This window comes from Nocardia huaxiensis, assembly GCF_013744875.1.
Classification (GTDB): Bacteria; Actinomycetota; Actinomycetes; order Mycobacteriales; family Mycobacteriaceae; genus Nocardia; species Nocardia huaxiensis.
Window position 1 is genome coordinate 5,895,732 of sequence record NZ_CP059399.1, and the last position, 19,322, is coordinate 5,915,053.

15 protein-coding genes are annotated in these 19,322 nt (G+C 67.4%); 9 read left to right on the top strand and 6 right to left on the bottom strand.

Annotated features, from left to right (window positions below; genetic code table 11):
- Positions 1 to 29: 29 nt before the first annotated feature.
- The 6 genes from H0264_RS26625 (at position 30) to H0264_RS26645 (ending at position 6,373) form a co-directional block, all read left to right on the top strand.
- On the top strand, positions 30 to 1,241 hold the full coding sequence (locus H0264_RS26625; RefSeq protein WP_181580090.1) for an acetyl-CoA C-acetyltransferase: 1,212 nt from the start codon (positions 30 to 32) through the stop codon (positions 1,239 to 1,241).
- A gap of 6 nt (positions 1,242 to 1,247) precedes the next feature.
- Complete coding sequence (locus tag H0264_RS26630) at positions 1,248 to 3,395, top strand: 3-hydroxyacyl-CoA dehydrogenase NAD-binding domain-containing protein (protein ID WP_181580091.1); 2,148 nt, start codon at positions 1,248 to 1,250, stop codon at positions 3,393 to 3,395.
- A 125-nt stretch (positions 3,396 to 3,520) separates the two neighbouring features.
- Positions 3,521 to 3,670 (top strand): hypothetical protein, encoded by a 150-nt coding sequence (locus tag H0264_RS38325; protein ID WP_220139845.1) that lies wholly within the window; start codon positions 3,521 to 3,523, stop codon positions 3,668 to 3,670.
- A gap of 269 nt (positions 3,671 to 3,939) precedes the next feature.
- Positions 3,940 to 4,428 (top strand): AbrB/MazE/SpoVT family DNA-binding domain-containing protein, encoded by a 489-nt coding sequence (locus H0264_RS26635; RefSeq protein WP_181580092.1) that lies wholly within the window; start codon positions 3,940 to 3,942, stop codon positions 4,426 to 4,428.
- Positions 4,425 to 5,453 carry a tyrosine-type recombinase/integrase gene (locus H0264_RS26640; RefSeq protein WP_220139846.1) on the top strand — a complete coding sequence of 343 codons (1,029 nt, stop codon included), beginning with the start codon at positions 4,425 to 4,427 and terminating at the stop codon, positions 5,451 to 5,453. The genes H0264_RS26635 and H0264_RS26640 overlap by 4 nt, the downstream gene beginning before the upstream one ends.
- 158 nt (positions 5,454 to 5,611) lie before the next feature.
- The gene (locus H0264_RS26645) at positions 5,612 to 6,373 is read left to right on the top strand and encodes an SDR family oxidoreductase (protein ID WP_181580093.1); all 762 of its coding nucleotides are present in this window, start codon (positions 5,612 to 5,614) and stop codon (positions 6,371 to 6,373) included.
- Positions 6,374 to 6,393: 20 nt separating this feature from the next.
- Here H0264_RS26645 and H0264_RS26650 read toward each other — a convergent pair whose 3' ends face one another.
- Complete coding sequence (locus H0264_RS26650; protein WP_181580094.1) at positions 6,394 to 8,880, bottom strand: PucR family transcriptional regulator; 2,487 nt, start codon at positions 8,878 to 8,880, stop codon at positions 6,394 to 6,396.
- A gap of 241 nt (positions 8,881 to 9,121) precedes the next feature.
- On the opposite strand from H0264_RS26650, the gene H0264_RS26655 reads away from it, so the two are divergent.
- Positions 9,122 to 10,384: a DUF445 domain-containing protein gene (locus tag H0264_RS26655; RefSeq protein ID WP_244975953.1), complete on the top strand. Its 1,263-nt coding sequence runs from the start codon at positions 9,122 to 9,124 to the stop codon at positions 10,382 to 10,384.
- 159 nt (positions 10,385 to 10,543) lie between these two features.
- Here H0264_RS26655 and H0264_RS26660 read toward each other — a convergent pair whose 3' ends face one another.
- Positions 10,544 to 12,040, bottom strand: coding sequence for a carboxylesterase/lipase family protein (locus H0264_RS26660; protein ID WP_181580096.1), 1,497 nt, complete (start codon positions 12,038 to 12,040; stop codon positions 10,544 to 10,546).
- 96 nt (positions 12,041 to 12,136) lie between these two features.
- Here H0264_RS26660 and H0264_RS26665 point away from each other — a divergent pair, with 96 nt between their 5' ends.
- Positions 12,137 to 13,051, top strand: coding sequence for a TIGR03564 family F420-dependent LLM class oxidoreductase (locus H0264_RS26665; protein WP_181580097.1), 915 nt, complete (start codon positions 12,137 to 12,139; stop codon positions 13,049 to 13,051).
- Here H0264_RS26665 and H0264_RS26670 read toward each other — a convergent pair.
- Positions 13,048 to 14,004 carry a hypothetical protein gene (locus tag H0264_RS26670; RefSeq protein ID WP_181580098.1) on the bottom strand — a complete coding sequence of 319 codons (957 nt, stop codon included), beginning with the start codon at positions 14,002 to 14,004 and terminating at the stop codon, positions 13,048 to 13,050. The genes H0264_RS26665 and H0264_RS26670 overlap by 4 nt on opposite strands.
- A 92-nt stretch (positions 14,005 to 14,096) precedes the next feature.
- Here H0264_RS26670 and H0264_RS26675 point away from each other — a divergent pair, with 92 nt between their 5' ends.
- Positions 14,097 to 15,191: a lycopene cyclase family protein gene (locus H0264_RS26675; protein WP_181580099.1), complete on the top strand. Its 1,095-nt coding sequence runs from the start codon at positions 14,097 to 14,099 to the stop codon at positions 15,189 to 15,191.
- A 119-nt stretch (positions 15,192 to 15,310) separates the two neighbouring features.
- On the opposite strand, the gene alc is transcribed toward H0264_RS26675, so the two are convergent.
- The 3 genes from alc to gcl are packed head-to-tail and all read right to left on the bottom strand — an operon-like array spanning position 15,311 to position 19,322.
- The gene (gene alc / locus H0264_RS26680; RefSeq protein ID WP_181580100.1) at positions 15,311 to 16,336 is read right to left on the bottom strand and encodes an allantoicase; all 1,026 of its coding nucleotides are present in this window, start codon (positions 16,334 to 16,336) and stop codon (positions 15,311 to 15,313) included.
- An 8-nt stretch (positions 16,337 to 16,344) separates the two neighbouring features.
- Complete coding sequence (locus H0264_RS26685) at positions 16,345 to 17,523, bottom strand: glycerate kinase (RefSeq protein WP_244975954.1); 1,179 nt, start codon at positions 17,521 to 17,523, stop codon at positions 16,345 to 16,347.
- On the bottom strand, positions 17,520 to 19,322 hold the full coding sequence (gcl, locus tag H0264_RS26690; protein ID WP_181580101.1) for a glyoxylate carboligase: 1,803 nt from the start codon (positions 19,320 to 19,322) through the stop codon (positions 17,520 to 17,522). The genes H0264_RS26685 and gcl overlap by 4 nt, the downstream gene beginning before the upstream one ends.

Genomic DNA, 19,322 nt, shown 5'->3' on the forward strand with positions numbered 1-19,322 from the left:
CATCCCTTGCGGCCGAAAGGAACTACGACGTGCCGACCGAGGCATACATATTCGAGGCGCTCCGTACGCCACGCGGCAAAGGCAGGAAGGGCTCGCTGCATTCGGTGAAGCCCGTCGATCTCGTCGTCGGGTTGATCGAGGAACTCCGCAGCAGATTCCCCGGCCTGGACGAGGATCGCATCTCCGACGTCCTGCTCGGCGTCGTCTCCCCGCTCGGGGACCAGGGCGGCGATATCGCGCGCACCGCAGTGCTCGCCGCGAAGATGCCGAACACGGTGGGCGGCGTGCAGCTGAACCGCTTCTGCGGATCAGGGCTCGAGACAGTCAATCTGGCCGCCCAAAAGGTCCGTTCGGGATTCGACGATCTCGTGCTCGCCGGCGGTGTCGAGTCCATGTCGCGGGTCCCGATGGGCTCGGACGGCGGGGCCATCGTGGCCGACCCGGCGACCAACTACGACATCGGTTTCGCGCCGCAGGGCATCGGCGCCGACTTGATCGCGACGATGGAAGGCTTCAGCCGCGAGGATGTCGATGCCTACGCGGTGCGCTCACAGGAGCTCGCCGCCGCTGCCTGGACCGGCGGCTACTTCGCCAAGAGCGTGGTTCCGGTCAAGGATCTCAACGGCCTGGTCGTACTCGACCACGATGAGCACATGCGTCCCGGCACGACCGTCGCGGATCTCGCGAAGCTGAAGCCGTCCTTCGCCGCCCTCGGCGAGACGGGTGGCTTCGACGCGGTGGCGCTGCAGAAGTATCACTGGGTCGAGCGGATCGAGCATGTGCACCACGGCGGCAACAGCTCGGGCATCGTGGACGGAGCCGCGCTGCTGCTGCTCGGTTCCGAGGAAGCCGGGCGGGCCTCGAGGCTGACACCGCGTGCGCGCGTCGTCGCGACCGCGATCAGCGGGGCCGACGCGACCATCATGCTGACCGGTCCGACGCCGGCCACCGAGAAGGTGCTCGCCCTCGCGGGGCTGACGGTCGACGACATCGACCTCTTCGAGATCAACGAGGCGTTCGCCGCCGTCGTCCTCAAATATCAGAAAGACCTGAACATCCCGGACGAGAAGCTCAACGTCAACGGCGGCGCGATCGCCATGGGTCATCCGCTTGGCGCCACCGGCGCGATGATCACCGGCACGATGATCGACGAGCTCGAGCGCCGCAACGGAAGATACGCGCTGCTCACGCTCTGCGTGGCGGGCGGTATGGGCGTTGCCACGATCATCGAGAGGGTGTGATTCAGCATGGCGGACAACATGATCGGTTGGGAACGCGACACCGACGGGATCGTCGTGCTGACCATGGACGACCCGAACCAGGGCGCCAACACCATGAACGCCCTGTACAAGGCGTCGATGACCGCGACGGTCGACCGGCTCGAAGCGGAGAAGGACGACATCACCGGTGTCGTACTCACCTCGGCGAAGAAGACCTTCTTCGTCGGCGGGGACATCAAGGACATGATCCGGACGACGCCGGAGCAGGCGCAGGCGGTCATGGATGAGCTCGATCAGATCAAAAGTGCGCTGCGCCGGCTCGAACTGCTCGGCAAACCGGTGGTCGCGGCCGTCAACGGCGCGGCACTCGGCGGCGGCCTCGAGATCGCACTCGCCTGCCACCATCGCATCGCGGCCGAGGTGAAGGGCAGCCAGATCGGTCTGCCGGAGGTGACCCTCGGACTGCTACCGGCAGGCGGTGGCATCACGCGCACCGTGCGGATGCTCGGCATCCAGAACGCCCTCATGGGTGTGCTGCTGCAGGGCCAGCGCAACAGCCCGGCGAAGGCCAAGGAAATCGGCCTCGTCGATGAGCTGGTCGGCTCGGTCGCCGAGCTCGTGCCCGCCGCCAAGGCGTGGATCGCGGCGAACTCGGACAAGTGCGTGCAGCCCTGGGATGCCAAGGGCTTCAAGATCCCGGGCGGCGGTCCGTCCTCGCCCGCGCTTGCGGCGAGCCTGCCCGCTTTCCCGGCCAACCTGCGCAAGCAGCTCAAGGGCGCGAACATGCCCGCACCGCGCGCCATCATGGCGGCCGCGGTCGAGGGCGCGCAGGTCGGCTTCGACGACGCGTCACTGATCGAGTCGCGCTATTTCGTCTCCCTCGTGACCGGACCGGTCGCGAAGAACATGATGCAGGCGTTCTTCCTCGACCTGCAGGCGATCAACAATGGTGGCTCACGCCCGAAGGACATCGCCGAGCGCGAGATCCGCAAGATCGGTGTGCTCGGTGCGGGCATGATGGGTGCGGGCATCGCCTATGTCTCCGCACAGTCCGGCTACCAGGTCGTCCTCAAAGATGTCACCCTCGAGGCTGCCGAACGGGGCAAGAACTACAGCGAGAAGCTCGAAGCCAACGCCCTGGCACGAGGAAAGACCACCGAGGCGAAGTCGAAGGCGTTGCTGGACCGGATCACGCCGACCGCATCAGTGGCCGACTTCGCCGGTGTCGACTTCGTTATCGAGGCGGTTTTCGAGAACACCGAGCTCAAGCACACCGTGTTCCAGGAGATCGAGGACATCGTCGAGCCCGATGCGCTGCTCGGCTCCAACACCTCCACCCTGCCGATCACCGGTCTCGCGTCCGGGGTGAAGCGCGAGCAGGACTTCATCGGCATCCACTTCTTCTCCCCCGTCGACAAGATGCCGCTGGTCGAGATCATCAAGGGCGAGAAGACGTCCGACGAAGCACTGGCGCGGGTGTTCGACTACACCCTGTCGATCCGAAAGACCCCGATCGTCGTCAACGACAGCCGCGGGTTCTTCACCTCGCGGGTCATCGGCACTTTCATCTACGAGGCGATCGCGATGCTGGGCGAGGGCATCGAGCCCGCGACCATCGAACAGGCGGGAGCGCAGGCCGGCTATCCGGCTGCCCCGCTGCAGCTCGCCGACGAGCTCAACCTGAAACTCATGAAGAAGGTCGCGGATGAGTCTCGTGAGGCGGCCGAGCGCGGCGACACGAAAATGCCGTCCGACCATCCCGGGTATCGCGTCACGGATTACATGCTGGAGCAGGGCCGTCCCGGCCGGCTCGAGAAGGCGGGCTTCTACGAGTACGACGACAGCGGCAACCGGTTGAGGTTGTGGCCGGGTCTACGCACACGGTTCAACACGACCGCGGGCGAGACGGTCCCGCTCCGCGATCTCATCGACCGGCTGCTGTTCGTCGAGGCCATCGAAACCCAGAAATGCTTCGACGAAGGCGTGCTCACCTCATCTGCCGACGCTAATATCGGCTCGATCTTCGGCATCGGCTACCCGGCCTGGACTGGCGGTGTGCACCAGTTCATCGCCGGCTACGCCGGCGAGGGAAGGGCTGCGTTCGTTCGGCGTGCCGACGAGCTCGCTGCGAAGTACGGCGACCGGTTCCAAGTGCCTGCGTCGCTCCGCGACTGACGACCGGACCCGAGCCGTGCCCTGAACTTTCAGGCAAGGGCACGGCTCGGCCTCACCTGCTCCGCCGTCACGCGCTCGTTCGGTACATCGACCATCACGGGGATATCGGTCGCAGGTGCGCATCCGTGGCAGCGACGCTGGCTCGGACATTCGATCACAGCGTCGGCAATCCAGCGATTGCAGTACCACACGTCTCGCTCGCTCAGCTGGAAGCACCTGGTAGCCAACATTTCACGATGGCTCAGGCGCTGACCGACCAGACCGTTTCGGTATGATGCCAACGCCGCTGTCGGCAACCTCGGCAAATTTAGAGCCATCCTGAAACCTGCTGGCCAGAACCGCCCTCGGGGACAGGATTTGAACCTGCGAACTCTGGGTTATGAGCCCATAAGATCCCATATGGCAAGTCATGGACGTTGCTGGTCAACCAACTCGCGATCTACATTTGGGGTGTCCTTTCAGGACTTCCCGGTAACCGCCGTGCGGAGCCGGATGACGTTGAAGCCCACCATCGACATCTGTGCATGTCGCGAGGAGGTTCAGCATGGAGCCTTCCGATTCTGACCATGCTCCTTCACTCTCGCCCGCCAGCTGGGGGTTTGATCATCTGTACACGCCGGCGAGACGCAATACCGGTTCGACAGGAATTCCTTTCGATTTCCCTGAACAGCTCGATCGCAGTCCTCTGGGTGAAATTCATTGCGCCGTCGCAACGGTCGACAAGCACGGACGTCTTTCTGACCGATCCGCGCTGCGCCTGCTCAGATGGCTGCCCGGTCAACCCATATCAGTCGACGTGGAGGAGAATAATATCGCCGTCATTCGACGCTCGCACGACAGCTGCATTTCCTTGCGCTCGAATGGGTATCTCGTGTTACCGGCCAGGATTCGACATAGTTGCAATCTCAGTCCCGGAGACCGTGTGTTGATCGCGGCCACCCTCACCTATTCCATGTTGGTCGTCTATTCGACGCCGGTTCTCGCATCGGCGCTGTGGGAATACCGGCCGATCTCGTGGCGAGAACTGTCGTGAAGTCCGACGATGTCAGTGCAGCGGCACAGCTGCTGGCACGACTCGGGGTTACCGTCGATGAGCTGGCCGATGGCGTAAAGCGTTCGGCACCAACGTTCGCTGAGTACATCGAGCACTTACGGGCCGCGCTTCCTGAGACCACCGTTCGGAATTACACGCCGTACTGGCGAGTCCTCGAACGCCGATGGCCTGATCGACAGCTCGATTCCCCGACGGCTACCGAAATCGATCGGCTTGTGAAGGAACATCGCTGCCGAGCCGTTGTTCGATCCAATTCCCGTGGCGGTCGCGGTGCCGCAGCGAACATGGTGTCGGCAATCCGATGCATTTACCGCCATGCTGAAGCCGACCGTTTGATTCATCCAGCCGATAACCCCGCAACCAGGGTTGCGAAGCCTCGGCGACTCCCCAGCACTCGGCATGCACTCACATTCGACCAGGTGCGCGAGATCGGCCACGTTGCTTCGACGACGGGAAACGATCGAGAGCTCGACGCGCTGATCGTACGGTTGCATGTCGAAACCGCTTGCCGCACAGGAGGTGCGCTCGCGCTTACTGTCGATGATCTCAATGTCGACGATTGCCTCGTCAAGTTCTGCGAGAAGGGGGAAACCGAACGCTGGCAGCCGGTATCGCCGTTGCTGATGAGCAGGCTGGTCGAGCATGTCGAGCGGCGGGGTGGTCGGCGGGCAACCCGGCAGGTGCTGAGGTATCGCAGTGGCAGGCCGGTAGGTCGACGACGCTACGACTACCTCATCAAGCGGATCCGGGAGCAGCTGCCGTGGGCGGCGAGTATGCAGATCAGCGCCCATTGGATCAGGCACACCACGCTCACCTTCGTCGAGCGGGAGTTTGGTTACGCCGTCGCTCGCGCCTACGCCGGGCACATCGAACCCACCCGTATGGACGGTGCCACCTACAGCTACGTTCGCGCCTCTCTGCCCGAAGTGGCCGAGGCCCTCGCTGCCGTGTCGGGTCAACCCCATCCGCTGGCACGCGCAAATCGGCGCGGCCTCGGCGCGTAGGGCGGATTCGCCGCGCTGATGTGACTGCACCTACCTCGTATGTGACTGCACCCAGGTCGATCTTCCATGTGCCTGAACAGCCGGGCTAATGTGAGTGCATGACCCCACAACAGGGGCGAATCCGCGCAGATCACGTGACTGAAGTAACGTGCCATCACATGAGTAATGATCTCGAGGGCAAGGGCGCGCTGGTCAGTGGCGCGAGTCGCGGTATCGGTTTCGCGGTGGCAGCCGAGCTGGTGGGGCGGGGGGCCGATGTGCTGATCACAGCACGGAAGCAGGATGCGCTGGAGGAGGCCGCCGAGCAGCTGCGGGCTGTCGGGGGCGGGAAAGTTGTTGCCGTGGCGGGGAATTCGGGGGATGCGGAGGCGCGCGCCGAACAAGTGCGGACCGCTGTGGCCGAGTTCGGGTCGCTGGACATCCTGATCAACAACACCGGGATCAATCCCGTGTACGGGTCGTTGATGGATGCCGACCTCGCGGCTGTGCGGAAGATTTTCGACGTCAATGTGGTCGCTGCGCTGGGGTATGTGCAGGAGGCGTACAAGGCGTGGATGCGGGATCACGGCGGGGCGATCGTGAATTTGGCCAGCGTGGCGGGGATTCGGTCGACGGGGGTGATCGGGGCCTACGGGGCGTCGAAGGCTGCTTTGATTCGGCTCACCGAGGAGCTGGCGTGGCAGTTGGGGCCCAGGATTCGGGTGAATGCGGTGGCGCCGGGGGTGGTGAAGACGAAGTTCGCGGATGCGTTGTATTCGGCGGATGAGGAGGCCGCGGCCGCGCAGTATCCGATGAAGCGGCTGGGGGCTCCGGAGGATGTGGCGGGGCTGGTCGGGTTCCTGGTGTCGGATCGGGCACAGTGGATCACGGGTGAGACCGTGCGGGTGGACGGCGGGTTCCTGTCCACCGGCGGTATCTGAGGGCGGTACCCGGCGCCTGCTCAGTGGTTGCCGCCCAGGATCTCGAGGCCGCGCAGGGCGAGTTCGACGTGGGCGCGGCGCTCGGTGATCGGATGGCCGAGCAGTTCCTCGGCGCGGGCGATGCGGTAGCGAACCGTGTTGGCGTGCAGGCCGAGACGGTCGGCGACGGCTTTGACGTCACCGCCGTGCCGCAGGAACAGCCGGGCGGTTTCACGGAGGCGTGTCGCCGCCTCCGTGGCGGCGGCGAGGGCGCCCAGTTCCCGGTCGATCAGGATGTCCAGGCCGGCGCGGTCACCGTCACCCGTGGTGAGACAGACCAGTTCGACGTCCCGGTAGCGCGTGATCCGGCGGCGGCGGGTGCCGGTGAGGGCGATGCGTTCGGCCGCGAGGGCTTCGCGGTGACTGCGCCGGAACCCGTCGGGGCCGGTGGCGCAGGAGCCGAACGCGAACCGGACGCGTGGACCGGACAGGTCGAGGTCGGGCCATGCGGTCACCGGCCGCGCGGTGGCCAGCCAGCCCCACAGACCTTCGGCGCCATTCGGAATGGTCAGCGCACGCCCGGCGCCGAAGGCCGTCGCCACGCGGCCGGCGAGCGCGTCGAGCACGGCGTCGGGTTGGTCGACCGGGGCGTCCAGCCACGCCACGAAGGCGGTGTGGTGCAGGTGCAGCGGGTGCGCGAGCCGCCCGGAAGCCTCGGAGAAGTCCTCCGTCTCCCCGCGCAGCACCGCCCGCACCAGGGCAGTGCGCCGGGCGAGCGCGCCTTCGCGCCAGCGACCGCGCTCGGCGTGGTAGGCGGCGACGACGGCATCGTGGGTGGTGTCGAGCCATTCCATGGCCAGATCCCAGAGGTGAACGAGCACAGCCGATCTCAGGCTGCTCGACGGTATCTCGCGGGTCAGCAGGTCGACGACGTGACCCCAGACCGCGCGCTGGCCGACCCGGTACACCTTGACCAGGGTGTCGGAGTCGAGATTGCGGCGCGCCAGGGTCCGGCCCCAGTCCAGCGCCGCCTCCGGCGGACGGACCTGGAAGGGTTCGCGCTCGACCGCGGTCGCGAAACCGATCCAGTTGGCGCGGGTGGAAGCGGCCAGGGCCGACAGCAAACCGGCGTCGTCGGGCAGCTGCGGCAGGCAGGCGCGGATGCGTTCGTCGACAGCGGCCACCACCCGCCGCGTTTCCTCCGAATCCCGATGGCGGGCAGCGAAACTCGCCAGCACGGCGCGCACCTCGCGGGAGGCGGGCAGCGGCGGGAGGCGGCGCACGGCACTGTCCGCGAGGCCGGGATCGGCGACCGGGTACGGCACCGCGCCCTCGGCGCTGTACTCGGACAGGAAACGCAGCGCCAGTTCCAATTCGAGCGTTCGTTCCGTCAACGGGTGCCCGATCAGCGCTTCCGCCTGCCGCAGCCGATATCGCACCGAATTCGGGTGGACACCGAGCAATCCAGCGGTCGTGGCTGTCTCGGCACCGGAAGTCACATGGGCAGTGAGGGTTTCGCGGATCCGAGTGGTCGCCTCGTCCGGATGGGTGAGCGCCCCGAGTTCGCGGCGGGCCAATTCCCGCATGGCCGAGACACTTCCGTCGCCGGTGGCCAGGCAGACGGCTTCGACGTCGGCGTAGTGGACGACGGCCGCACCGGGCTGGACGCGCCGCGCCGCGCGCGCCTGCCGGTGGCTGCGGCGCATTCCCGCAACACCCGCGGCGGTATTGCCCACGGCCAGCCGCAATCCCGGAACGTGCGGCAGGCAGGTGCCCGGCAGGCGCACGGGACCGTCGGTCACGACCCAGGCCCAGGCTTCACGCGGGCCGCGATCGACGAGGAGCGCAGGACTGCCGACGGCGGCCGCGAGCTTCGACAGCAGCTCCGAAAGGTCTTGCCCCGGTTCGGGTTCGGCCTCGGCCGAGAGAACGAGAGCGGTCTGCGGCAGCGCGAGCGGATGGCGCAGCTCCGTCTCGGCGGCCACCCCGTCCACGTCCTCGCCGCGCAGGATCGCGAAGACCGTGCGCGATGCGCGATCCCCGGAGCGGTCGCGATCCAGTTCGTCGGCGTGGTGCCGCAACCAGGCTTCGAGGCTCTCGTCCATCCACTCGGTGGCGCGATTCCAAATCAGGACCAGGGCGCGCCCGCGCAGCTCCGGGTCGGCGATCTCCGCTTCCAGTACGGCGACGAGGTAGTTCCACACCGTGCGCTTGCCGACCTGAACCACCGAGGTGACGACATCCAGGCCCAGTCCCCGCACGACCGTGGCCCGTGCCAGGGCGGCCAGTTCGGCGGGCGGGCACACCTCGAAGATCCGCAGCGCCAGCGCTGAGAGAAACCCTTGCCACTGCGCGCGCCACAGCGCCCGGGCCTCGGCGCGCAATTCGGTGTCGTCGGCCAGGTGCGAGGCGACCGCGGCAATCGTGGCCTCGTCGACGAGGGAGGTGAGCAGCTCGATCTGGTCCGGCGTGGCCGAACGCGCGCAGAATCCGGTGAGCCATTCGAGAACATCGGCGTCTGCGGTCATGGCCTCATTGTTGTGCACGTGCGCGGGCGGCATCCATCCGCATCGACACCGCGCGCGGGTTGTCGCCGCCCACAAATCACGCGCGCGAATTGGCGTGAATTCCAAGACACCGGACCGTCCGGTTCTGCACCATCCAGAAACGGCGTCGCGTTCCGGCACCGTGGAAGGAGCCGAATATGCCGCACCGGTTGCTGATCGAGCTGATCACGATCCCCTTGTTCAGCCGAATATGCCGCACCGGTTGCTGATCGAGCTGATCACGATCCCCTTGTTCACCGGTGTCATCGGCTACATCACGAACTGGACCGGAATCCTCATGCTGTTCGAGCCGATCCGGTTTCACGGCTTCCGGATGCCGGGGCTGCGGTTGCTGTATCCGTATCTGCCCCGGCGGATCCAGGTGCTGCCGTTGTTGTCGCAGGACGGCCGGCTGGGCTGGCAGGGCATCGTCCCCTCGCGCGCGGAGAAGATGGCCAGTATCGCCGTCGACAAAGGGCTTTCGAAGCTCGGCTCCATGTCGGATTTCTACCGGGAACTGGATCCGGACAGCATCGCCGAGCAATTGGTGGATCTGGTGCGCCCGCGCATTCCGGAGATCGTGGCACGGCTGGCGGTCCGGCGCAATCCGCAGCTGTGGCACAACCTGCCGGAGTCCGCGCGAAAGCTGGTGTACCGCAAGCTTTCCGACGAGTTGCCCGGGAATGCGCGGGCGATTACCGAGGCCATCGGCACGCATATCGCGGAGTTGATCGACCCGAAATGGATGACGATCCGGCATCTGACCGACCACCCGCAATTGATCAATCGCATCTTCCGGGAGATCGCCGCGAAGGAACTGCGCTTCATGCAGAACTTCGGATTCTATTTCGGTTTCCCGATGGGTTTCGTCCTGGTGCTGATCCTGCACTATCTGCCGTACTGGTGGGTCCTGCTGACCGGCGCCGTGGTGATCGGCTACGTGGTGAACTGGATCGGCATCACCATGATCTACGAGCCCGCGCGCCCCACCCGCTGGGTGCCGTGGCGGCAAGGTCTGATGATCAAGCGCCGCACCGAGATCGCCGACGGCTACGCCGAGATCATCGCCGGTGAGGTGCTGACTCCGGCCAATATCGCCCGGGAACTGCTCGACGGCCCGAATGCCGACCGCACCACCGCGATGCTCGACGCCATTCTGGGGCAGGCGGTCGACCGCGCGGTCGGCCAGGCCCGCACGGCGGTCCGGCTGTCGCTGGGCGGCCGCAACTATGAGCAGCTCAAGGCGGATGTCGCGCCGGAAATGCTGCGCCTGGCCGATGACGCGTTCCGGGATCCGGTGTTCCTGTCGGCGCAACGGGAGCGTATCCGCGGCTTCGTCGCGACCCAGATGCGCGCGCTCGACGTGCGGGACTTCGTGGACCTGCTGCGGTCGGCGACCGCGCAGGACGAGTGGCTGCTGTTCGTCCACGGCGCGGTGCTGGGCATCGCCGGCGGGCTGCTGCATCTGGTGGTCTTCGGTGTGTGAATACCTCCTCGGCATCACACGGGTCAGGGTCCCGGATCGGCCCCCTGCGCCGACCCGGGACCGATCGAACACGACCTTCGAACGATGACCGATCACGGGCAACCATTTCTTGGCCCCGGGATCAGTCCGGCCGGCAAAACTTGTGTAGCGCGACAAGCACTAGGCGGGCCGGAGCGCGGCGCGCAGGGCTGCCAGTTCGTCGCCGCGCGGATTGCTGACGTTCCGCGATTCGGGCGTATCGAAGGTGCGCACAATCGCGGTGTCCGGGTGGAAGCGCGGCCAGCCCGGGTCGCCGGTTTCGGCGAATGCCACCCAGGCGGAATGGATTTCGTCGGCGAGCAGCTGGGGCGGGTTGGGGCCGGTCAAGCGGTGGGCGCAGGCCAGGGCGTCGAAGACGAACGGGACCTCCATGACGTGGCAGGCGCCGAGGCCGTCGATGCCTGAGGGGCAGGCGAATTCGTAGGCGTAGGCGGGTGCGCCCGCAGCGGCGTTGATCTCGGCCAGGTCCAGGGTGTCGAGCCGGAAGGCGCGGTCGGTGATGAGATCGGCGAAGACATCGGCGGGTGTCCTGCCGGGGCGGTTGGCGGTGTAGACGTCGGCGACCTCCGGGGGGATGCCGTAGCGGGCGAGCAGCGCGGGCAGATTCTCGGCGGTGACACCGGCGGCGATCCCGGTCGGGACGGTGAAGAAGCGGAATTCCTCGGTGGTACAGCCGGTAATGAGCGGGACCGCGCGATCTGGATGCGTGGCAAGCACATTCAGTGGTACGCCCGGCACCACGTCGTCGTCGATGACCGGGAACAGACTCAGGACGCCGATGCCGTTGGCGATGATGGACGACCCCCAGCGGGCGGGATTCGGGTCGAGCATCAACTCCAGGCCGATCGCATCCTGTGCCGCGCGCAGCTCGTCCGGGCCGAGCTTGCCGAAATCGGCTGCGGTGGCGGCGATTCCGAGCTTCCGGGCCAGTTCGTCGGCAACCCGGCGCGCATCTTCGACCGTGGCGACCGCGGATCCGTTGCCGCTCTGCATGATTGCCCGCTGGAACAGTTCGGCGGACCGGGGTGAGGCGACCAGGGTCGCGACGCTCATACCCCCGGCGGATTCCCCGAAGATGGTGATATTGCCCGGGTCTCCGCCGAAGGCTTCGACATTCTCCTGCACCCACCGCAGCGCGAACAGTTGATCGTGCAGGCCACGATTCAGCGGCGCGTCCGCGACCGCCGCGAATCCGGAGATGCCGAGCCGATAGTTGATCGACACCAGGACTACCCCGTCGCGGGCGAATGCGGTGCCGTCGTAGATGACTCGCGCATTCGACCCTCGGGTGAATGCACCGCCGTGGATCCAGACCATGACCGGCAGCCCGGATCCGCCCGAATCCGGCGTCCAGACATTGACATTGAGGTATTCGTCGCCGGGAATGCCGTCGCTGCCCAGCAGCGCGTGGATCGGCGGCGGGTATGGCGACTGCGCGCAGGTGGCCCCGGGGGCGAGCGCGTCGCGCACTCCGGACCACTCGGGCGCCCGCTCCGGCAGCCGGAAACGCGCGGGCCCCACCGGCGCCGCCGCGTACGGCACCCCCAGAAAGCGCTGTACCCCACCGGATGTCGCGCCACGAATCTTGCCGCCGGTGACGGAAACGATCGGTTCCATACCCCTCCTTCATCCGAGTCGATTGTCCATCTCACCGATCGGCATGTCCTGGAAAGGGCTCGGAACAGGATGCATGAGCGCACTGTTGCCTCAGGCATGACACTAGGAGTTGCTCTCGCCCAGACGAATTCCCGCAACTACGTCGAGGATTCGGTGCGCCAGGCGCGCACCGCCGCGGAACTCGGGGTGCGCGCGGTGTGGTTCGGGCAGCGCATGGACTACGACTCGCCCATGCTGGCGGCGATAGTCGGGCGGGAGGTACCCGCGCTGCAGGTCGGCACGTCCGCGATTCCGGTGCTCGGACGGCATCCGATGCTGATCTCGTCGCAGGCGCAGACCGCGCAGGCCGCGACCGGCGGCCGCTACCACCTGGGGCTGGCGGTCGGATCCACCCTGGTATCCGATGCTTTCGGGGTGCCGTTCGACCGGCCGATCGCTCGGCTGCGCGAATTCCTCACCGCGCTGCGGACCCTCCTCGATACCGGAACCGCCGATTTCCATGGCGAATTCCTCACCGTGACGCCGACCATGGCGACGGCGGTGGCCGGGGCCGAACCTCGGGTTCCGGTGCTCGTGGCCGCCATGGGCCCGCAGGCCCTGCGCGTGAGCGGCGAACTCGCCGACGGTGTGCTGCCGTATCTGGCAGGGCCGAAAACCCTCGAGAACCACATCGTCTCGACGGTGACCGAGTATGCCGAAGCCGCCCCGCGTGTGGTCGCCTTCGTTCCGGCGGTCGTGACCGCCGATGTCCAGGGCGCCCGCGCCAAGGCCGTCGAGCAGCTGGCGTTCTACGAGCAGGTGCCCTCGTATCGTCGCGTCCTCGACCTCGAAGGTGTGCAGCGCGCCGCCGACCTGGCCGTGATCGGCGACGAGGAGACCGTTGCCGCCGAGATCCGGCGCTACTACGACGCCGGCGCCACCGAAATCGTGCTCGCCTCAACCGATCTGACGGGCGAGGCCGATCAGCTCCGCACCTGGAGGCTGATCGGCGAGCTCACCCCGCGAGGCTAACGGAAGATCAGTGCGCCGAGGGTGTCGCTGTGGCGGTAGCGCAGGTACTTCTCGACGGTTTCCACCGGCACCGCGGGCGTGGCGGTGGCGACGGTGACCACGAGGAACTGCTTCTCGCTGCCGTCCTTCCACTTGCCGGTCTCGAAGTCGGAGATGTAGCTGCCGGGGCGCAGTTTCAGGTCGCCGTCGTCGAACTGTCCTTCGGCCGCCGAGGCTTTCGCGGCGTCGGTCATGGTCAGCACGAACTGGGTGAGCATGAGGGCGCCGTTCTCGGCCTTCCACACCAGTTCGGAGCCGTACTGGCAGCCGAGGCCGGTCATCTTGCCGGCCTCTTCGAAGTTGGCGCAGTCGTTGTAGTCGTTGCCCTTGACCCAGTCGGCCTGCAACTCGACGTCACCGAGTTTGAAGTTCCAGAACTGCCCGTACTCGGTGTAGGTGAACTTCGCCCCCGCGACGGGAGCCTTGCTCGTGGTCGTGGACTTCGTGGTGGTGGGCGCGGTGGTGGTCGACGATGTAGTCGTGGTGGTCGTCGTCGAGCTCGCGACCGCCTGATCCTCCTCGTCGCCCCCCGAGACGAAGATGAACGCGCCGACCACGACCGCCAGCACCACGACCACGGCGGCCGCGATACCGACGATCAGCCCCGTGTTCGACTTCTGCGGCGGCTGCTGCGGGAACCCCGGCTGCTGGAAACCGGGCTGCTGATAGCCCGGTTGCTGCTGGTATCCGGGCTGCTGCGCGTATCCCTGCTGTCCGGTCCAGCCCGGCTGCTGCCAGCCACCCGACTGGTCGGCCGGCTGCTGCCCGGGCCAGGCGGGCTGCGCCGGATACTCGGCCGGCGGGGGCGTCGCGGGCTGATCCCACCACGTCGGATTGTCCTGCGGCTGCTGCCCGTAGGCATTGGGGTCGCCGCCGTAGCCGGGCCCCTGTGGCGGTCCGGGGGGATACGTCATGTAGTCAACCTTTCGCGCCGCGCCGGACCCTCCCGACCCGGTCAGTCGTTACCAAAGCGTAGGACGGTCGCCGTTCATGATCCAATCACGGGGTGACGACCTCCGATCTCGTCGTGTGCGGCATGGGCCCGGCCGGGCGGGCCCTGGCCCATCGCGCACTCGCCACAGGGTTATCGGTCACCATGATCGATCCGCAACCGGATCGGCGATGGAGTGCCACCTATGGCGCGTGGGCGGACGAACTGCCGGAGTGGGTGGATGCGCGAACACTCGCCGCCACCGTGGACCGGCCGGTCGCCTGGGCCGTGGACCGGGTCGAATTGGACCGGCGCTACGTCGTATTCGACACGGGGCGGCTGCAGGATTCGCTGGATGTGACCCGAGCGCGTGTCGTGCGCGGTCGCGTCGTGCAGATCGTGCCGCCGTCACGGTCGGGCCCCGCGCTGGATCTGCCGTCGGTGCGCTTGGCATCGGGGCAGGTGCTGCCCGGCGGACGGATCGTCGATGCGCGGGGCATCGCCCGCTCGCCCGCGCTCGCCGAGCAGACGGCGTACGGGGTCGTGGTGGAACGCGCGCACGACGCGGAAACCTTGTTCATGGACTGGCGGCTCGACAATGGCGCCGGAGCGGACGAGCCACGCTCGTTCCTCTACGCGATACCGCTCGATGCGAAGACCATGCTGTTCGAGGAGACCTGCCTCGCCGGTCGTCCCGCACTGGAGACCGGGGTGCTGCGGAAGCGCCTTGTGCATCGATTGCGTGCACGCGGAATCGATCTCACCGGGGACGAGCGGGTCGAACGGGTGCGGTTCCCGGTCCACGGCGGTAGGCCGAGCGCTGGAACATTCGGTGCGGCAGGCGCATTCACACATCCGGCCACCGGATACAGTGTGGCCACCGCACTTCGGCTCGCGGATGCGATGGTCGCGGGTGATTCGTTGTGGCCGCCGTCGGCGCGGGCCGTATACCGGTTGCGGCTGGCGGGATTGCGCGCGCTGCTCGCCCTCCCGCCGCAGGACCTGCCGGTGTTCTTCGATGCCTTCTTCGCACTGCCCGTGGATCGGCAGCGCGCGTATCTCTCGGGCCGCGACGACCTCCCCGGAACCGCGAAAGCCATGGCGGCCCTGTTCCGGGCCCTGCCATGGCGATTGCGCCGCACCCTGGCCACCGCGTCAATGGGCGTGTGACGGAACGTGGAAGCGGTAGCGGCGACCGGCCACCAGGCAGTCGCCGCTACCTACCGAATTCGTCAGTTGGCCTGCCGACGCCGTAGCCGGCCGACTACCGAAATCGGAGTCACGGTGCCCTACTGGGCATTCCAGCGGGCGGTCAGCGCCGCATCACCGGACGTGGTGAGCGAACCCAGGATTCGCAGGTGCGCGATGCCGCCGTCGGGGTAGATGTCGACCCGGACGTGGGTGATGGGGCGCCGCACGTCCGGGTCGACGCGGATGCGATGCGGAGTGTCGGGCTGCACGTCCCTGCGCGGCAGCAACTCGAACCACTCGGGGGCATCCGCGGGCGGCAGGTCTTGGTCACCGGCGTGGTCGATGCCGAGGATGCGCACCTCGCCCGGGGAGTTGAAGACCAGATTCGTGGTGTCGAATTCGATCAGGTCCGGAATGCCTTGGGCGGCAAGGCGAACAACGGTCCAGTCGTTGCCGTCGTCGCGTCGGCGGGCGGTCTCCCAGCCTTCGGCCTGATTGCGGGCCAGGCCGGGCGCGAGAATATTGTCCGGCGCGGAGTAGAACCAGTTGGAGCACGACACGGTGCGCGCGCCGTTCTCCAGTGCCGCCAGATCGATGGTGAGACCGGTGAGCAATGCCGGGTCCGGGGTCACCTCACCGTGCACGCGCAATCGAGCGACACCGCCATCGGGCAGGATGTTCAACCGCACATGGGTGAAGATCTGCTCGTCGGAGACGGGGAACTCGTGCCGGTTGTCACCGGAGAGCGCACTGCGCGGCACGATCTCCACCCACTCGGCCGAATCCAGTTCCGCCGCAGACGGATACCCGTCGACCCGGCAGGCGTCCACGGACGCGTAGGGCGGGTAGTTGCCCTTGAACCACGCGGTGTCGACGACCACGCCGCGGATCACGCCGGGCATGCCGAGCCGGATGACGGCCCAGTCGTGTCCGGGGCTGCGCCGGCGGCGGGTTTCCCAGCCGTCGTACTCCTGCCCCTTGGGTCCGAAGGTCTCGGCGGAGAACCGCGGTTCCCACGGCTGGATGAGGTTTTCGCGTTCCTCGAAGGATTCGTCGCTGGCGGCGACCACGGCGGCGCGATAGCTGCGCAGCGCCAGGTCCGGGAGGGTGGTGAAGTCCGACATATCTTCTCTCACTGGTGGTTTCGTACGGGCTGTGCTCCGAGTCGCGTCGCGGCGATGCGCGTGGCCAGTTGTTCCAGCAGCGGCCCGGCGTGGGTCATGCAGACCTGCGGATCGGGTTCGATATCGGTGAGCGCGTAGGCGTCCTCGATGCGGAAGCGCCGCAGGGCCTCCCGGGTGACGGTGCGCTGCCCGGAGACCGCGATCACCGGGACCTCGGCGCGGGCGGCGGCGCGGGCCACACCCATGGGGGCCTTGCCCTGCAGGGTTTGACGGTCGAGGGAGCCTTCGCCGGTGATGACCAATCGCGCTCCGGCGAGCCGCTGGTCGAAGTCGAGTTCCCGCAGCACCAGGTCGATTCCGGGTTCGATGCGCGCCCCGAGCACGGCGAGAGCGGCGAAGCCCACTCCCCCGGCCGCGCCCGCGCCGGGCCGATGAGCGGCATCCACGCCGAGGTCACGCCGCACCACGTCCGCCAAGCGGGCGAGCCCGCGTTCCAGCTCTTCGACGTCGTCCGGGCCCGCACCCTTCTGCGGACCGTAGACGTGCGCCGCGCCGCGGGTGCCCAGCAGCGGGTTGTCCACATCGGAGGCGACGATGACGGGCACGCGCACGAGCCCGTCGATCTCGATGCGTTCGAGCCGTTGCAGGGCCACCCCGCCCGGCGGCAGCGGTTCCCCGTCGCCGTCGAGCAGCCGCGCACCGAGGGCGGTCAGAATCCCCGCGCCGCCGTCGGTGCACGCACTTCCGCCGAGCCCCAGCACGATGCGCTGCGCACCCCGCAGCACAGCGGTGCGCATGAGCTCACCGGTGCCGACGCTGCTCGCGGTGCGCGCCGTGATGGGGGTGGGCCGGCCGGGCAGTCGCCGCAGCCCGGAGGCTTCGGCGAGCTCCACCACGGCCGTCTCGCCCCTCATCGCGAACGAGGCGGCCACGGGATTCCCGACCGGCCCGGTGACGCCGGTCTGCATTCCGGCGAAGCCCGCGGCCACCATGGCATCCACGGTGCCGTCCCCGCCGTCGGCAACGGGGATGCTCACGACGGGAACGTCGGGCCGGGAGCGGCGCAGGCCCGCGGCGAGGTGGCCGGCCACCTCGGGCGCGGTGAGCGAGCCCTTGAACTTGTCGGGGGCCACGATGACGTGGCCCTCCTGCCAGCCCCGGCCCGACCGGGCGCGACCGTGAATCACGGTGCGCTCCCAGCGGATTCGAGTTCGGCGAGTGCGGCGATGGACATGGGTGCGTCCTCGGCCGACTCGGCGAGCTCCTCGAATTCGTTGATGCTGTCGATCTCGAGCCCCATCGACACATTGGTGACGCGCTCGAGGATCACCTCGACCAGCACCGGCACCCGGAATTCGGCCATGAGCTGCTTGGCCTGCTCCAGCGCGGCCCCGATCCGATCCGGCTCGGTGACGCGAATGGCCTTGCAGCCCAGCCCTTCCGCGACGCGCAGGTGATCGACGCCGTAGCCGCCGACCTCGGGGCTGTTGATGTTGTCGAACGACAGCTGCACGTAGTAGTCCATGTCGAACTGCCGCTGCGCCTGCCGGATCAGGCCCAGGTACGAGTTGTTCACCACCACATGGATGTACGGGATGTTGAACTGCGCGCCGACCGCCAATTCCTCGATGAGGAACTGGAAGTCGTAGTCACCGGACAGCGCGACGACGGTCTCGTCGGGCACCGCGGTGGCCACGCCGAGCGCGGCCGGCAGGGTCCAGCCGAGCGGCCCAGCCTGTCCGGCATTGATCCAGTGCCGCGGCTGGTACACGTGCAGCAGCTGCGCCGCCTGGATCTGTGAGAGGCCGATGGTGGTGACGTAGCGGACATCCGCGCCGAAGGCCGCCGTCATCTCCTCGTACACCCGTTGCGGTTTGATCGGCACCGCGTCGAAGTGGGTCTTGCGCAACAGGGTTCGCTTGCGGTCCTGGCACTGCTGCGCCCACTCGGCACGCTCGGGCAGGAACCCGTCGCGCTTGAGATCGTAGGCGGCCTCGAGCAGCACGCTCAGCGCCGCACCCGCATCGGAGACGATGCCGTAGTCGGGTGCGAACACCCGCCCGATCTGCGTCGGCTCGATGTCGACGTGCACGAAAGTGCGGCCCTTGGTGTAGGTTTCGACGCCGCCGGTGTGCCGGTTGGCCCACCGGTTACCGATGCCCAGTACGAAATCCGAATCCAGCATGGTGGCATTGCCGTACCGGTGCGAGGTCTGCAGGCCGACCATGCCGGCATGCAGCGCGTGATCGTCGGGGATGGTGCCCCAGCCCATGAGCGTCGGCACCACGGGAATGCCTGTCACTTCGGCGAATTCGACGAGCAGATCGGCGGCGTCGGCGTTCACGATGCCGCCGCCCGCCACGATGAGCGGTCGTTCGGCGGACGCCAGCATGGCCAGCACCTTGTCCGCCTGCGCGCGGGTGGCGGCCGGACGGTGCACCTCGAGCGGCTCATAGGTGTCGATATCGAACTCGATCTCGGTGAGCTGCACATCGATCGGCAGGTCGATGAGCACCGGTCCGGGCCGCCCGGAGCGCATGAGATGGAACGCCTTCTGGAAGGTTCCCGGCACCTGCGCGGGTTCCATGACGGTCACCGCCCACTTACTCACCGGCGCGGCGATCGAGGCGATGTCGACAGCCTGGAAGTCCTCCTTGTGCAGCTTCGCCACCGGGGCCTGCCCGGTAATGCACAGGATCGGAATGGAATCCGCGCTCGCCGAGTACAACCCGGTGATCATGTCGGTGCCCGCGGGTCCGGAGGTGCCGATGCACACCCCGATGTTCCCGGCCTCGGCGCGGGTGTACCCCTCGGCCATGTGCGAGGCGGCCTCGACGTGCCGCGCGAGCACATGCCGGATGCCGCCGTGTGCGCGCATGGCGCTGTATAACGGGTTGATGGCGGCGCCGGGCAGGCCGAAAGCCTGTGTCGCGCCTTCTTTTTCGAGAATCAGGACCGCGGCGTCCACGGTGCGCATGCGTGCCAT